15 protein-coding genes are annotated in these 14,531 nt (G+C 53.1%); 10 read left to right on the forward strand and 5 right to left on the reverse strand.

Features of this window, described 5'->3' with window-relative positions; all coding sequences use genetic code 11:
- Positions 1-151: 151 nt before the first annotated feature.
- Together ACE6ED_RS17580 and ACE6ED_RS17585 are read left to right on the forward strand one after the other, a co-directional pair.
- Positions 152-331, forward strand: coding sequence for an S-layer homology domain-containing protein (locus ACE6ED_RS17580; protein WP_410828556.1), 180 nt, complete (start codon positions 152-154; stop codon positions 329-331).
- A gap of 21 nt (positions 332-352) precedes the next feature.
- The gene (locus ACE6ED_RS17585; RefSeq protein ID WP_410828518.1) at positions 353-724 is read left to right on the forward strand and encodes an S-layer homology domain-containing protein; all 372 of its coding nucleotides are present in this window, start codon (positions 353-355) and stop codon (positions 722-724) included.
- A 149-nt stretch (positions 725-873) separates the two neighbouring features.
- Here the strand turns inward: ACE6ED_RS17585 and ACE6ED_RS17590 are convergent, their stop codons facing one another.
- Positions 874-1,824 (reverse strand): sugar kinase, encoded by a 951-nt coding sequence (locus ACE6ED_RS17590; protein WP_410828519.1) that lies wholly within the window; start codon positions 1,822-1,824, stop codon positions 874-876.
- Positions 1,825-2,097: 273 nt separating this feature from the next.
- Here ACE6ED_RS17590 and ACE6ED_RS17595 point away from each other — a divergent pair, with 273 nt between their 5' ends.
- The 4 genes from ACE6ED_RS17595 to ACE6ED_RS17610 all read left to right on the forward strand — a co-directional run bounded on the left by ACE6ED_RS17595 (position 2,098) and on the right by ACE6ED_RS17610 (position 7,214).
- Complete coding sequence (locus ACE6ED_RS17595) at positions 2,098-2,739, forward strand: bifunctional 2-keto-4-hydroxyglutarate aldolase/2-keto-3-deoxy-6-phosphogluconate aldolase (RefSeq protein ID WP_410828520.1); 642 nt, start codon at positions 2,098-2,100, stop codon at positions 2,737-2,739.
- A 629-nt stretch (positions 2,740-3,368) separates the two neighbouring features.
- Positions 3,369-3,920: an RNA polymerase sigma factor gene (locus ACE6ED_RS17600; RefSeq protein WP_410828521.1), complete on the forward strand. Its 552-nt coding sequence runs from the start codon at positions 3,369-3,371 to the stop codon at positions 3,918-3,920.
- Complete coding sequence (locus tag ACE6ED_RS17605; protein WP_410828522.1) at positions 3,917-5,341, forward strand: zf-HC2 domain-containing protein; 1,425 nt, start codon at positions 3,917-3,919, stop codon at positions 5,339-5,341. Before ACE6ED_RS17600 ends, ACE6ED_RS17605 begins: the two co-directional genes overlap by 4 nt.
- 412 nt (positions 5,342-5,753) lie before the next feature.
- The gene (locus ACE6ED_RS17610; RefSeq protein WP_410828523.1) at positions 5,754-7,214 is read left to right on the forward strand and encodes a 4-hydroxyphenylacetate 3-hydroxylase family protein; all 1,461 of its coding nucleotides are present in this window, start codon (positions 5,754-5,756) and stop codon (positions 7,212-7,214) included.
- Between the two features lie 147 nt (positions 7,215-7,361).
- Here ACE6ED_RS17610 and ACE6ED_RS17615 read toward each other — a convergent pair whose 3' ends face one another.
- The 3 genes from ACE6ED_RS17615 to ACE6ED_RS17625 all read right to left on the reverse strand — a co-directional run bounded on the left by ACE6ED_RS17615 (position 7,362) and on the right by ACE6ED_RS17625 (position 10,089).
- A complete protein-coding gene (locus tag ACE6ED_RS17615; protein WP_410828524.1) occupies positions 7,362-7,643 on the reverse strand; it encodes a hypothetical protein in 282 nt (93 codons plus the stop codon).
- 193 nt (positions 7,644-7,836) lie between these two features.
- On the reverse strand, positions 7,837-8,502 hold the full coding sequence (locus tag ACE6ED_RS17620; protein ID WP_410828525.1) for a hypothetical protein: 666 nt from the start codon (positions 8,500-8,502) through the stop codon (positions 7,837-7,839).
- 723 nt (positions 8,503-9,225) lie between these two features.
- Positions 9,226-10,089 (reverse strand): CPBP family glutamic-type intramembrane protease, encoded by an 864-nt coding sequence (locus tag ACE6ED_RS17625; RefSeq protein WP_410828526.1) that lies wholly within the window; start codon positions 10,087-10,089, stop codon positions 9,226-9,228.
- A gap of 292 nt (positions 10,090-10,381) precedes the next feature.
- Between ACE6ED_RS17625 and ACE6ED_RS17630 the strand changes: the two genes are divergently transcribed.
- From ACE6ED_RS17630 to holA, 3 genes are all read left to right on the forward strand, one after another.
- Positions 10,382-10,864 carry a MarR family winged helix-turn-helix transcriptional regulator gene (locus tag ACE6ED_RS17630; protein ID WP_410828527.1) on the forward strand — a complete coding sequence of 161 codons (483 nt, stop codon included), beginning with the start codon at positions 10,382-10,384 and terminating at the stop codon, positions 10,862-10,864.
- Positions 10,849-11,442 carry a hypothetical protein gene (locus ACE6ED_RS17635; protein WP_410828528.1) on the forward strand — a complete coding sequence of 198 codons (594 nt, stop codon included), beginning with the start codon at positions 10,849-10,851 and terminating at the stop codon, positions 11,440-11,442. The genes ACE6ED_RS17630 and ACE6ED_RS17635 overlap by 16 nt, the downstream gene beginning before the upstream one ends.
- A gap of 344 nt (positions 11,443-11,786) precedes the next feature.
- Positions 11,787-12,806: a DNA polymerase III subunit delta gene (holA, locus tag ACE6ED_RS17640; protein WP_410828529.1), complete on the forward strand. Its 1,020-nt coding sequence runs from the start codon at positions 11,787-11,789 to the stop codon at positions 12,804-12,806.
- A gap of 164 nt (positions 12,807-12,970) precedes the next feature.
- On the opposite strand, the gene rpsT is transcribed toward holA, so the two are convergent.
- Positions 12,971-13,243 (reverse strand): 30S ribosomal protein S20, encoded by a 273-nt coding sequence (gene rpsT, locus ACE6ED_RS17645; RefSeq protein WP_410828530.1) that lies wholly within the window; start codon positions 13,241-13,243, stop codon positions 12,971-12,973.
- Positions 13,244-13,421: 178 nt separating this feature from the next.
- Between rpsT and gpr the strand changes: the two genes are divergently transcribed.
- Positions 13,422-14,435: a GPR endopeptidase gene (gene gpr / locus ACE6ED_RS17650; protein WP_410828531.1), complete on the forward strand. Its 1,014-nt coding sequence runs from the start codon at positions 13,422-13,424 to the stop codon at positions 14,433-14,435.
- Positions 14,436-14,531: the final 96 nt, after the last annotated feature.

Consider the following 14,531-nt stretch of genomic DNA (forward strand, 5'->3'; position numbering starts at 1 on the left):
ATCGTTGGATGCTATTTTGTCCGAAGCTGAATATTTGACCGTCTAGAAGCTGGACGGCAATAAAACAGAGCTGGTACCCGGCGCGAAATACGATGCTGCCAAAGGTGCGATGGTCTTCCCCTCCCGGCGATTCGGTACTTACACGGTCGTGATGGACTGTAAATCGTTCGCCGACGTGAGAGCTGGCCACTGGGCCAGACAAGCGGTAGAGGTGCTTGCGGCCAAGGGCGTGATCTACGGCCTGTCAGATACCGCCTATGCTCCGGACACCCATGTAAGCAGAGCCGACTATGTGCTGATTCTGGCTCGCGCTTGGTCTGCAAGGGGATGAGAGCACTACCGGATTTACAATGTGCTGCCGGTGGCCTATTACTCCCAAGCTGTAAGCACGGCAGGCAAGCTGGAGAATGTTAACGGTCGGGGAAACGGAAGGTTTGAGCCGGAAGGGGAAATTTCGAGACAAGAGATGATCGTCATGACCGCCAGGGCTTTAACTGCCTCAGGAGCCACTATCCCAGCGGCCTCCGGCACGCTGTCCGGCATGGCGGATTACCGTGATGCTCATCAAACAGCGGATTATGCTGCGGAAATGGTTGATACCATGCTGAAAGCGGGATGGATTCAAGGGCACAAGGGGATGATTCACCCCGAAGCAAGGGCCAACCGGGCAGAGGCGGCCATGCTCTTGTATAAGGTTTATAGCGAAATCCAGAACCGAAACTGACAAGAACCGCTCACAGTGTAGTTTCTGGCGGCAGCAAAAAAGGCTTAGGCCCGATCGGTCATCGGGACCCAAGCCTTTATTTTTACAAAGTCAAACGCCTCAGCTTAAAGTGGGTATTTCTCCATGTGGACCAGCGGCGGTTCTCTTAATTATCCCTGAGTCATAAAAGCCTCAAGTTCTTCGCGCGTAGGCAGGCCGTCCGCGTCTCCAGGAGACATAACGGCCAGTGCGCCGATGGCGTTGCCGCGCCGGACCGCTTCTTCAACCGGAAGCTCTTCCAGCATGGCGCTGATAACGCCGACGGCGAACCCGTCGCCCGCGCCAACCGTATCGACAACTTCTTTTACTTTGAAGCCCTGCACATACCCTTCGGACGTAGGGGTTTTGTAATACGCGCCTTCCGGTCCCAGTTTGATCACGACCAGCGACACGCCTAGCTTCAGATAGAAATCGGCGATTTCCTCCGGCTTGTCGGAGCCGGTCAAAATCTTGCCTTCACCGATGCCCGGCAGGAACCAGTCGCAGCTTGCAGCCAGCTCGTTGATGGTGCGGACCATCGTTTCCGTGTCCGGCCACAACACCGGGCGGAGGTTGGGGTCGAAGGATACGGTTTTACCGGCTTTTTTCATAAAAGCCATAGCATGCTTGCAGAAAGCAAGGCAGCTGTCCGACAGCGCCGCGGAAATACTGGTTACATGCAGATGCCGCGCAGAGCTGAAATACGGTTCGTCGAAATCCGCGGGAGAAAGCGTCGAAGCGGCGGAATTTTTGCGGTTGTATTCCACCTTCGGATCGCCGTCCAGCACTTTGGACTTCAGCAGCATGCCGGTGCGGCGTTCGCTGGAAAAGAAAATGCTCCGGGTATCGATATTTTCTTTCTTCAAAGCGTTTTCAATGAACTTGCCAAAGCTGTCATCGCCGAGCTTGGTTACATATCCGGTCGGGTGCTGCAGGCGGGACAAACCGGTGGCAACGTTCGCTTCCGCTCCGGCCAGCGCTTTTGAAAACGAGACGGCTTCATGCAGCTCTCCGGGTTCATTGGCATAAAACATGGCCATCGGTTCGCCGAAAGTAACGACATCAAGGGATTGTGAACTCATGGTTTATAATTCCTCCTCAGGAACGGGCGGTCCCCATCCTGTAGTATTGATGATAATTTGAAATTATCACATAAAACGGTTTTGTACAATAACCGAATGTTTCATCTCGTTGAACAAGCGGGAGAAAAAGCCGGTAAAAGGCGAAATAATCATTGACTGGGCCCTGAAATGTGATTACTATTTGGGTAGAGAAACCACGTTTTATTCGTCTTCAGGATAATAGTTTACTAAACTATCTAACCCAACCTTTGAATCCGGAAAGGAAGTTTATTTATGAAAAAGATCAAAGTGCTGCAAAATATCGCCGATCTCGGCGTTGTCGCCGTCATCCGTGCCGACAATGCCGATGATGCCGTCAAAATGTCCGAGGCCTGCATCGAAGGCGGCTTGACCAATATCGAAGTAACCTTCACGACCCCTGGCGCCGATCAGGCGATCCAACGTCTGGTGGAAACCTACGGCGACCGTGCTGTCATTGGCGCCGGCACCGTGCTTGACCCGCTGACCGCCCGTATCGCTATTTTGGCGGGAGCGGAGTTTGTGGTGAGCCCTTCTTTTGAAGAAGAGACAGCCAAGATGTGTAACCTGTACTGCATTCCTTACATGCCGGGCTGCATGACTCTGGGCGAAATGAAGGAAGCGCTGAAGCTGGGCGTGGATGTGCTGAAGCTGTTCCCGGGCAGCGCGTTTGGACCGGACTTCGTCAAGGCGGTCAAAGGCCCAATGCCGCATGTAAACATCATGCCGACCGGCGGCGTTGATCTGAACAATATCGACAAGTGGATCAACAACGGTTGCATCGCGGTAGGCATCGGCGGCAACCTGACCGCTCCGGCGAAGGAAGGCCGGTATGACAAGATTACGGAGCTGGCCGCGCAGTATGTAGCAAAATGCAAGGAAGTCCGCCAGAAGTAAGGAAGTTCGCCGGAAGTAAGAAGATCCGCCAGAAGTAAGGGAAGCGCGAAGGAAGGAAGTCTCCAGTAGTCAGCATAGCGGCGAAGGAAGGAAGTTCTCCTGAAGTAAGCATAGCGGCAGAAGGAAGAATGGAAGGAAGTTCGCCAGAACTATGAAATTCGGCGAAGAACAGAAGTCCGAAAGCGGTGTGCGCTTAGGCGTGTGCCTGAAAGGAACGCTTCTTTATTTTATATAGTAGAAGATGAATTCACGCCTGCCCGGTTCCCGGGCGGCACTTGCTCCAGTGGGTCGGCCGGTAGAGGCCGGCCTTTTTTTGCCGCGATATGGCCGGAGAACTCTGCCATAACCTGCAGACTGCTGATAAACTGTGCGCCGGAGAGGTGCGGGATGCGGAAAAAATGTCATTTTTGTAACAAAGATCGACACCATACAAGTTTGAAACAAGACGGGTTCCCCTGTATGCTTATGAAGGATTTGCGGCAAAACGGTCTGGTAAACGCAACTTCGGACGGACCGAGACGTATATGCTAAAGTTTGGTATGCTTATTTTACTGCAAAGTCTACATTTGGAATGCAACAATTCGGCAGTCTTGCACGTCAGTAAGATTGCATAGAGAGGGGGAACCTTCGTGGTGGAGCAGGGACTCATCAGAGCCGCTCAATCGGGCGATCGCGACGCTCTAATCACCCTATTGCGAGAGATAGAAGGCAACGTATACAAAACGGCGTATTACATTTTACACAATGAACAGGATGCGCTGGACGCTTCCCAGGAGGCACTCATTCGAATTTATACCAAAATTGGTTCGTACGAAGAAAAAGCTCAGTTCAAAACCTGGGTGCAGCGGATCGTGACCAATATATGCATTGACAAATTTCGGCGGAGCAAACCGACGGTTTCCATCGACGAGCATGAAATGGTGTTTACGGACAATCATCAAAATGTGGAGCGAGAGGTGCTGTCCGGCTACCTGGCGGAAGATATCCGGTCGGCGATCGACCAGCTGCCCGAACACCACCGGACGGTGGTCGTTCTCCGGTATCTTCAAGACCTGTCCTACAACGAAATTGCGGATTGTCTGGATCTTCCGCTGAATACGGTGAAATCTTATTTGTTCCGGGCGAGACAACAGCTTCAAAACAGACTCCAAGAATATCAGAAAGGTGGTGTAACGGGATGAAATGCACGGAGGTGACGGAATGGATGCATCGTTATCTGGATCATGACCTCAGTCCGGCGGAGACGGAAGACATGTTTCGTCATTTGGAAACCTGCCCCGCCTGCGCGGATCTGTTCGAGCGTCTGGCCTCCCTTTCCGAGCAGCTGGAGAATCTGCCCGATGTTCAGCCCCCTTTCAGCCTGGTGGATTCAATTCTGCCCCGTCTTGAAGCGCTGGACCGGGAGGCGGAAGCTCAAGAGCAGCCGGCCCGGATGGAGCCTGCTCCGATAGCAGCCGTGGAATCCGGCGCCATGCCCGGACGGAGCCGGAGATCCAACCGCCGCGGCGGATCTTCCATGGCGATGCGGACGGGCATCGGCGCGGTTGCGGCGGCGGTTATGCTGGGCATCGCCATACTGAATATGCCGGAAGACATGCCGGACGCCCAGGTGGAGGACCATTTGTCCAGCAGCGCAAATACCGGCACAACGCTGAGCGGCCAGAACGCGGCGGGCGGAAACGCCGAGCAGAATGCGAATGCGCTGGACGGCGGGGCTTCTGATGGCGCCGCGGACGGCGCGGCCGATAGCGGCCTGACGGAGAACAGCACCGCGCCCGGGGACGCCGCAAACAGCGGTCCGGCCGGCGACAGCCCGGTTAGCGTAGCGGTACCGCCGAGCCCTTCGCCGGATCAGGCGGATCAGGACGCGGGCGCTGCACCGGAAGGCAACGCCCGGAAGGCGGATGAAGCGGATGCGCCTTCGGAGGATGCCGCGCGGAAGAAACCGCCGGCGGCCAGCCCGGCTCCGCGCACCGACGTGAAGAAAAAGCCGCCTGAAGGCGGCTCGGGTACGGGAGCGGCATCGCAGCCGCCGGAGGCATTGAAGAAGAGTGCGGATGCGATGCCGGCGTCGCCTGAAGCGGCTCCGTCCGGAGACCCGGCGGCTGGCGCGCCGGAGCGTGCCTTGATTGCGCCTTCGGAAGACCCGATGATGAGTTATATGGAACTGCGGACCGTGGAGCAGTGGGATTCGGCCGATGGTAAATATACGGCGGTTAAAGAAGGCGAGCAGCTCACCATCTATACGGCGGGTGCAGACGGAGGCGGGACCCCGGGAACGGCGGTAGTGTCGATTCCGCTGGAGGGCTCCCTGGTATCCGTTGAGTGGAGCGCGGACGGCAAACAGCTCAAGTACGTGACCGACAGCGGCGGAACGCTGAAAGAGCAGGCCTACCGCGTGGATGAGCATGCCGGCACAGAGCGGGCCGCGGAACCGTCTGCTGCTCCGAAGACGTCCCCGCAGGCATCGCCTTCGGGAACGCCGGCGCCACGTACTTCGCCGCAGAATTCCGGCGGTGCCACCGTATCCCCGAGCCCGGCTGGAACAGATAGCCAGGCGGCTCCATCAGCTGCCGCTTCGCCGGAGACGCCGGCACAGTAATTCCGTATGCACGTTTTGAACAGCTGCGGAATATACTGAACCATAAAGGGACAGGACAGCAGAACCGGGCAGCATCCGCGGCAGGCGGGTGCGCCAGGGCGGCAAATGAACAATGCATCATGTGTATGACCGGCGGCGAAAAGTTTCTAGAGCTTTTTCCGCCGCCGTTTATATAGATGCGCCGCACGGTTAAACACAAAGAAGCTTTGGCGGGAAAGCCAAGGCTTCTTTGCGTTGTCTTTGCGTTGTCTGATCCGGTGAGATCAGAGACAGCTGCTACCCGGGACAAACGCCCGTTATTCTGAATTGTAACCGGGACAATGTACTGCTTTTTCCGATATTTCGTATTTTGGAAGCAGAGGATGTTTAGGGATGGGCTGAGCTACTTAGCTTACATGGATGAGGTGTTGGCATGGCAGTAAAAAACGGTAAAGAGTATACAGAGCGGATCGACCGCCAGCAGATCAATTTATGGTATCATGGGGAACCTGTCAAAGGGCCTTTATCCAAACATCCGGCTTTCAGCGGTCTGATCCAGAGCCAAGCGGAAATGTATGATATGCAGCATCATAAGCAGACGTTGGAACAAATGACCTATGTTCAGGAAGATGCGGGCGGGGAACGATTTGGACTTTCTTTTTTGGCGCCGAGAAGCAGGGAGGACCTGATAAGCAGGAGAATCATGATGGAATTGTGGGCGGAGAAGCACCACGGGTTGCTGGGCAGATCGCCGGATTATATGAATACGGCCTTGATGTCTCTATATACCGCGTCTGACCTGCTGCAGGAATATGATCCGGAATATGCGGAAAATCTCAAAAGCTACTATGAATACTGCCGCAGCCGGGACATCACCTTATCCCATGCCTTTATCCAGCCTTTTGCCAGCAGGTGGTCCGAGCAGACCGATGAGATTGAAGATTCCATAGCGGCCAAAATTATAGACCGCCAAGCAAACGGGATTGTGGTCAGCGGCGCTTTTATGATGGCTACGCAGGCAGCTACTTGTGATGAGATTCTGGTACTCCCTACACCGGCCCCTGCGATGCAGGAGGATAATCCGTATACCTTTGCTTTTGCTGTTCCCAACGATCTGGAGGGAATGACTTTCATTTGCCGGGACAGCTGCGCCGCTTCGTCCCGCTTTGATTATCCGCTGAGCAGCAGATTTGAAGAGATGGATGCCATGGTTATCTTCGATCAGGTGTTCATCCCGCGCAATCGTATCTTTTACTTAGGCCAGCAGGAGGCCGGAGACCGGCTGTTCAGCGAAGGGAATTTTCACAGCCATGCGGGTCATCAGGTCATTACGCGTTATATTGCCAAAACGGAATTTTTGCTCGGGCTGATCTCCAGGCTGGCGGATGAACAATACATCGCTTTCGAAACCGTGACCATTGACCGGATAGCCCGGATTTTGACGATGCTGGAGAATTTGAAATCGCTGCGCCTGGCTGCGGAAACCTTGGCTGAGCCGGACCGGAATGGCTATTATGTGCCTGCAAAAAAACCGCTGGCTGCCGCTACAATGCAGTACCCTTCTTTTTATCAGGAGATGCTGGCGATGCTCCAAGACATCTGCTCAAGCAGCCTGATCATGAATCCTTCTGAACAAGATCTGAAATCCAGTGCCGGCGGCTATATTCAAACTTATCTAAAAGGGCCGGACTCAACGGCCGGCGGCCGGATTGCGCTTTTCCGGCTGGCTTGGGAGCTTGGTGCCGGAGCCTTTGGCGGCAGACAAAAGCAGTTTGAGCACTTTTTCTTTGGAAACCCACGAACGGTCGCCGCCCGCATGTACGGCCTCGGCAACCTGGACAAATATAAAAAGATGATAAATGAATTTCTGAACATCCCTTGTTCTGTCGAGTAGTGCGGCAATCACGGCTGGATAAGGAATTGACCGGATGCGGCCTGCGGTTTGCACGCTATGACTCACAGCAATCTCACCCAAAAAGCAACAATGCTCTCCAGCAGCTTTTATCATCAAGGCGAAATAAGTGCAGCAGGTGACCGATGTTTATATTTCAGGCAATGAATCAATATGGGAGCTGACTTCGTCAATAAATTCATCGAGGCTTCCGCAATCAAACCAGCCGCTGTGTTCATTGATTTTATACAGCTCTTGAAAACCGTGATGGTCTATTAAAACCTTCCAGCCCTCTCTTGAAATCACCGCTTCTAGGATCTGACAGTAATCAAATAAAAGTTCAACCGTCGCTTTATCCATTAGATTGGAATGTGAATAATCGGTTCCGGAAGGCTCCGGATAAATTCGATAGGCCAGCCATTTTTTCTCCATTTTTTCAGCCTCCGCCTTCGTCCGATGAGATGATTCATGCATGTCGTTCAAACGTGAATTCACACAAGCCTTCTAATCAGTAAAAAAAGCAGCCGCTCCCTCGGGAAGGCTGCTGGTTGTCTTTGGCTTGAGCTTCAAAAATTCCTGCTCCTTAGCCATGCGACATTGCATGCAGAGTTGACTTAGGATGCGGTTAGGATACGCCGGACCCGCGCTCCTCCAGATAATCCGCAAGTGTCCCGAGCGGATGCAAAATGGTCCGCCCGGTTTCCGACGAAGCAGCGTCCGCAGCGCCGGACATGGACAACTGGGCCGCCGACACCGCACGGCCTTCAGACGGAAGGTTTCCGATATACTCCGTAATCAGGCGGTTATACTCCGTCTCTTTGCCCTCCATCAGCAGCGGAAATGCATGCTCGATCACCCGTGTTTCTACATCGTTAAGTGCCATGCCCCGGGCTGCCGCATGCCGCTTCAGCCGGGTCATCGTGCCATCCACTGTTCCGGGGTTGGTGAACAGCAGAGTCTGCGGCCCTTCGATGGCCAAAACTGCGTCAAAAAACGGCTCGTCAATTTTCAGGATCGGAATGCGGGTCTGCAACCTTTTTTCTTCAAGCAGGGCAATATACTGTGTGCAGGTGAGCAGGATCGCATCCAGCCCCGCGGCCGCCATCCATTCCATCTGCTCCGCTACGCGCGCACGGGCTTGCTCCTCGCTGAATCCAGGATCTGACGCCAGTCTGGCAATCAGCCCGGGATCCACATAGTGCACCCACCGCACTCCGCTTGACTGCAGCCCTTCCTCAATGTAACGGATATTGGAATAATGAGCGTGAAGACAGCCGATCGTTTGGTTCATGAAATACGTCCTCCTCTAATCGGGATCAATTAATCTATTAAACATATCCTATCGTATCGGGCCTAGGAAAGCACGTATTTGCACCACTTGCCCTGTTCTGGTGTTTGTCTAAACTTTTAAAGGCTGGTCTGTGCCCGGCTGATAACTGGCCGTCTGCTTGCCGCTCACTTGCTTGCGCTTCTAGCGGATTGCTGTTCGCCTGATCGAGATTCGCCTGATCGCGGCCCTCCAAATTGCGGTCCGTCTTATCGCTGTCAAAAGAACATAAAGTATTAGGCTGACAATATGCTTCCTTAAGCTAACTGGCAGTTTAGTTGAAGATTAATTACGGTGAACCGTATCACAAATGACGGCGAGTAAATTGGGTGAAGAAGTTCATCACCGTTCTGGATCACTTCGTCCAACAGTTCCAGATGGTGCCGGATATGCTTCGGGCTGTCTTGGTCTGCCAGCGCCTTCTTGAGCATGTTTTTTCCTTCTGAACCGGGGCTGCGTCTGCAGTACTTCATTATTTGATTCGCTATCGAGCAGGTGCCTCACCATGAAGAGTTGGTTTTTCTGCAGATGAACACCGACTGTCGGAGCAGATCTTTTACACGATGCTGGAACGTGCGGTGGGAGAATGGGATAGGACCGGGATCCATCCGAGACCTGGCCCGGTTTCCGGTACATGACCGGATCTCCTTGATCACGTCAGTCAAGCTGGGGATGGATAGGCCGAAGCTATAACCGTCTCATGATAAGGGGCTTTTTTGAAATTATCCATACTGCAATCAGCAAGGCAAGAGCCACGAATATTCCCGATTCTCCAGTCCATAACAGAACATTTTTGCCGCTGGAAGATAGATCGAAGGCCCCCTGGATCACGGCATTCCAACATGCATGGAGGAGAATCGCAGGCCATATGCTGCCCGTTGTTAAGCGGAGGCGGCTGATTAGATAGCTGAAAGAGGTCACTGAAATCATAAATAGAATAACTGATAAGGCAGGATATGGACCAGAATAATAATTACCAAAAAGCATTGCCGGGAGATGCCACACCCCCCAAATAATTCCGCCGGTCAGTATTGGTCTAGGTACACGGGCATCGATTAGTCGAGTAAGCATATAGCCCCTCCAGCCGAGTTCCTCCCCTGAACTGCTGATCACCCCGATCGCCGTGCCAGCAAACATCTGAAAAAGTATAGTTCCTGCAAGGATAACACCAGATGGACCTTGAATGAATGAGTCCGGTGTAACATACTGAACCAGTCCCGTAATCCAGGCGACTCCGTAAGCAAATAAACCAATGACGACTGGGAAAAGCAAAATGAAAGGTAACGACTGCAGTGTCTGTTTTCCACCAATCCGCAGGGAGATATCCGAGAGGCCTTCACGCAGCACTATGCGGGCGAAAATGGAGGACAAGCCGGGCGCCCACATGAGGAGCAGGCCGAAAATAGGTGACTTCATCGCTAACACATAACTAAGGATGGAGAGAGGGATGAGCATGGCAAAAAAAACGAGCAGTCCTCGCATGGCTGATTGAATAAGGACCTTTTCCTTTTCTGAACACGTATTGGGCATATTACTAAAGTTTGTTCTCATCTCAACTGCTCCTTTAACCCAAATATTCACATCCCTTTGCAGTATAGCAGTGGATCTATCCTAATAAGAACAAACTCAAGCCTAGTCTTTGTGCAAGACCTAAGCCCAGGAAGACAGGACTGCTGCGAGTTGTCATGTGACTAAGCGGCTTTAGCCGCTGCCTCGTCAAAATGGCATATCATTAATGCCTCCCATAGAAGAATTCACCTTGCAAGGAGGAACAAGGTACGCTAAAATCAATGACATATCATTGATGATGTGTCATTGATTTTAGCTATCAGGAGGTCCTACTGTGAATCCTATTGAAGAATTGCGTTATTTGATATTAGCCGCTCAACGGGAAGGAAGCCGTACTTTTACGGAGCTTTTAAAGCCGTTGGGGCTGACGGCCTCACAGAGTGAGGTGCTGCGTGTTCTCTACGACCATGAACCTTTATCACTTATTGAGGTGGGTAAGCTGTTGGTCTGTGAAACCGGAAGCCCTAGCCGGCTGGTGAGCCGAATGGTGGAAGCGGGACTTATAGAACAGAGGCCGTCTCTCGTGGATTCCAGAAAGGTCCAGCTTTCCTTAACGGAAAAGGGAAGAGACCGCGCAATAAAAATAAGGGACATCGAAAACCACTTCTATAGCACGCTTACTCCTATACTTGAGGGCCAGCCTGTTAAGGAGCTGATAGAACTTCTATGGATTCAGGTAAAAGGGAAACCCACAGGCAATGCTTTGGCACTTCGAAAAGCTAAACAGGAGGTGAAGCAGCAATGTTTGAGACAATAACCCGCATGCTTAACAAATGGGGAACCTTAAAGACGGTATTGCCATTGCTGGTCCTGACCATATCTTTGATGGTCGTGGTCAATACCGTTCATTTGCCGATTACGGTGCCCCGAATCCAAGAGCTATCTCATGGTGCAGATCTGCTCGACATGCATATTTTCTATTCGAAGACTGAAGTGTACGCACTGCTTGAACAGTTGCAGCCTGAGGGGCGTCGCGTTTACCTCAAGCTGTTAATGGGATTCGATTTTGCCTTTCCCGCCTTGTATGCCATTACCTTCTCTCTAATTGTTGGCATGCTATATCGAAGCTCTGGGAGGCGGATCATCCAGTCACTGGTTTGGCTGCCTCTTGCGGCCGGGGTCTTCGATTGGGCTGAAAATGTGAGCATCCTTTTGATCCTGCTAAAATATCCTGTCACTAGCGTTGCTGCTTATGCGGCGGGATTTTTTACTTTGGGGAAATGGATCTCCATTTGGCTTAGCTTGGGTGTCGTATTTGCGGGATTATGCTATAAGCTTACAAAGGTCGGAATTCTCAAAAACGATATCAGGAATAACACGACAGCTAAAAAGTAGTCTCTGGGCTAAGATGCGTTAGTGGATTAAGTTTACGATTCAGTGGATAATTGGTTGGTCACAAATTAAACTTGCCATTACAGACAGCGGGGAGAACTTTATTATAAATAAAAGCAAGTTTTGCCGAATTTCTTGCCGGGCATAAGTTTGATCTGAGGTCCGCGCCGCGGTCCGTTTGACCGGGATCCACCTGCTCAAGGTCCGCACCGCGTTCCGCCTGACCGGGCCCACCGGCTCAAGGTCCGCCACATCCCCCCCTACTACCCACCCGGCTGAATTTTTGATAAGCTATATGGACGGATTTACGTGAGAGCGAAGTTGAATTACAAAAAGAGGTGGAGCACATGGATGCCAAAACGGCGGCCAAGGAGATCAAACAAGGAAAGGTAGCGCCGGTCTATCTGCTGTACGGGAGCGAAAAGTTCCGGATGAATGAATTTGTCGGGTTCCTGGAGAAGCAGATTATCGCCAAAGAGGAACGCGAATTCGCGGTGGTTCCGTTTGACCTGTCCGATACGCCGGTGCAGGCGGTCGTGGAGGAAGCCGAAACCGCTCCGTTTATGGTAGCCCGCAAGCTGCTGGTCGTCCGCGACGCTTCCCTGTTTACGGCGGGTAAGGAGAACGCCAAGATTGACCACAGGCCCGAAGTGCTGGCGGAATATGTAAGCCGTCCTGCCGACTTTAGCGTAATCGTGTTTATTGTAAACGGCGATAAGCTGGATGAACGCAAGAAGATCGTGAAGGCGGTCAAATCCGCCGGTACGGTGCTGGCCTTTAATCCGCTGGGCGGGGACGAACTGCTACAGTGGGTGGAAAAAGGGTTCCGCGACCGCGGCTGCAGCCTAGCGCCCGGAACGGCGGAAGCGCTGCTCGCAGCCTCCGGGACGGGGCTGCAGGCTTTGACGGCGGAGATGGATAAGCTGTCGCTGTTTGCCGGAACGGGCGGCACGGTAACTCCGGCCGACGTGGAACGGCTGGTGCCGCGCGGAACAGAGCAAAACGTTTTTGCGCTGGTGGAGGATATCGCGAACCTGCGGCTGGACAAAGCGGTCGATACGCTGCATGAGCTGCTGAAGCAGCGCGAGGAGCCGATTAAGATTGCGTCTCTGATCGCGCGGCAGTTCCGGATTATTTTGCAGGTGAAAGAGCTGTCCCAGCAGAGCTACGCTCAGGGTCAGATCGCCTCGCAGCTGGGACTGCACCCCTATGCGGTAAAAATAGCCGGCGAGCAGGCACGGCGGTTCGACGCGGGGCGGCTGCGGCGGATTTTGAGCGGGCTGGCCGATCTGGACTATCAGATGAAGTCGGGTTCCGTGGACAAGGTGCTGGGACTGGAGCTGTTTATGCTGCGGCTCGGCGCGTAAGCGGAGTGGAAGTGGGAGCAAAGGTCAAAGTGAAAGTCAGAGTGGAGGGCGGCCTTGCGGGGCCGTCTTTTTGATGATTTTGCACGTAAAAAATATTAAAAATAAACACAAAAAAACCTAACCGGTGCCGGTCAGGTTCTTTACCTTGCGCTTATGAAGACGTCTTACGCTTGCTGCGAAAGAGCGTTCAGTTTCTTAGCCAAGCGGGACTTCTTGCGAGCAGCCGCATTCTTGTGGATCAGGCCTTTGGTTACAGCCTTGTCCAGTTTCTTGGAAGCGAGTTGGATCGCTGCTTTAGCAGTTTCCACTTCTGTTCCTTCAACAGCAACGTCAGCAGCTTTAACAGCTGTACGAAGCGCGGACTTTTGGGAAGCGTTCAGCGCACGGCGTTTTTCGTTCGTTTTGACGCGTTTAACCGCGGATTTAATGTTTGGCATTACATTCACCTCCTGTAAGGCATTCGAAAATACTCAAATGTTTCACAACTTAAAATAGTTTAGCATGAGCCTATTCAAAATGCAATATGAAAAACAAAAGGGCGGCGCTCCGTTTTTTGCATAAAGCACAGCAAACCCCCGCAAACTATCGGCAAACGCGTACAGGAGGGTTATGACGATGGATCTCGATATGCAGCTGTATTCGGTACGGACCGACCTTGCGGTAGAGGCAAAAGAACTCGCGGCCGGGCCGGCGAAATCGCCGATTGCCGGAGTGGACGAGCAGGTGGAGGAAGCGGATGGGATCAAAATCACCCGGCTTTCCGTCACAAATGAAATGGGCTCGCGAAGAATCGGCCGCGCCATTGGCAACTACGTTACGCTTGAGGTGCCCGGGCTCCGAAATGGAGACACGGGGCTGCAGCAGCGCGTGTCGGAGGCTTTTGCCGGCGAGTTCGAACATTTTTTGGCCCGGATCGGTGTTTCCAAGGACTCCTCGGTTCTGATCGTCGGACTCGGAAACTGGAACGTAACCCCCGACTCACTGGGGCCGCTTGTGGTGGAAAATGCGCTGGTTACCAGGCAGTTTTATGAGCTGGTTCCGGATCAGGTGGCTCCCGGCTACCGCAATGTGAGTGCAGTCGCTCCCGGCGTGCTGGGACTAACCGGGATCGAATCAAGCGACATCGTGCAGGGGATCGTTGACCGCACAAAACCCGATGTCATCATCGCCATCGACGCGCTGGCCTCCCGTTCTTTGGAACGCGTGAATACAACCATTCAAATCGCCGACATTGGGATTCACCCCGGTTCCGGCATCGGCAACAAGCGGCGGGGACTCACCAAGGAGATCCTCGGGGTGCCGTGCATCGCCATCGGCGTGCCGACCGTATGTTACGCGTCAACAATCGTGAATAATGCGCTGGAGATGATGAAAAATCATTTTCGCGGAGGCGTTCAGGCCAGCTCGGCAGGGACCCGGCAGATCATGGGGATGCTTGACGACATTTCCGAAAATGACCGGCTGACGCTTGTAAAAGAAGTGCTCGAGCCGCTTGGGCATGATCTGATTGTTACCCCAAAAGAAATCGACGAGTTTATTGAAGAAATCGCCAATGTCGTGGCGACCGGACTAAACGCGGCGCTGCATGAAGCGGTTGACCCGGGAAATGTTGGCGCTTATACGCACTAACGGACACGCGCAGGCTGTGAACCTATAGTGTCTCGAAAAATACGCAATGCAGAATCCAAAATCCGCTAGACTCATTCGTTAGAGTAGTATCACATC

The organism is Paenibacillus nanchangensis (assembly GCF_046543445.1).
Taxonomy (GTDB): Bacteria; Bacillota; Bacilli; order Paenibacillales; family Paenibacillaceae; genus Paenibacillus_AQ; species Paenibacillus_AQ nanchangensis.

Excerpts from the sequence above, each read along its gene's own strand:
- ACE6ED_RS17625 (WP_410828526.1), bottom strand. The coding sequence starts at position 10,089 with ATGAGAACAAACTTTAGTAATATGCCCAATACGTGTTCAGAAAAGGAA.
- ACE6ED_RS17635 (WP_410828528.1), top strand. The coding sequence starts at position 10,849 with ATGTTTGAGACAATAACCCGCATGCTTAACAAATGGGGAACCTTAAAG.
- rpsT (WP_410828530.1), bottom strand. The coding sequence starts at position 13,243 with ATGCCAAACATTAAATCCGCGGTTAAACGCGTCAAAACGAACGAAAAA.
- ACE6ED_RS17610 (WP_410828523.1), top strand. The coding sequence starts at position 5,754 with ATGGCAGTAAAAAACGGTAAAGAGTATACAGAGCGGATCGACCGCCAG.
- ACE6ED_RS17605 (WP_410828522.1), top strand. The coding sequence starts at position 3,917 with ATGAAATGCACGGAGGTGACGGAATGGATGCATCGTTATCTGGATCAT.
- gpr (WP_410828531.1), top strand. The coding sequence starts at position 13,422 with ATGGATCTCGATATGCAGCTGTATTCGGTACGGACCGACCTTGCGGTA.
- ACE6ED_RS17580 (WP_410828556.1), top strand. The coding sequence starts at position 152 with ATGGACTGTAAATCGTTCGCCGACGTGAGAGCTGGCCACTGGGCCAGA.
- holA (WP_410828529.1), top strand. The coding sequence starts at position 11,787 with ATGGATGCCAAAACGGCGGCCAAGGAGATCAAACAAGGAAAGGTAGCG.
- ACE6ED_RS17590 (WP_410828519.1), bottom strand. The coding sequence starts at position 1,824 with ATGAGTTCACAATCCCTTGATGTCGTTACTTTCGGCGAACCGATGGCC.
- ACE6ED_RS17595 (WP_410828520.1), top strand. The coding sequence starts at position 2,098 with ATGAAAAAGATCAAAGTGCTGCAAAATATCGCCGATCTCGGCGTTGTC.
- ACE6ED_RS17615 (WP_410828524.1), bottom strand. The coding sequence starts at position 7,643 with ATGGAGAAAAAATGGCTGGCCTATCGAATTTATCCGGAGCCTTCCGGA.
- ACE6ED_RS17620 (WP_410828525.1), bottom strand. The coding sequence starts at position 8,502 with ATGAACCAAACGATCGGCTGTCTTCACGCTCATTATTCCAATATCCGT.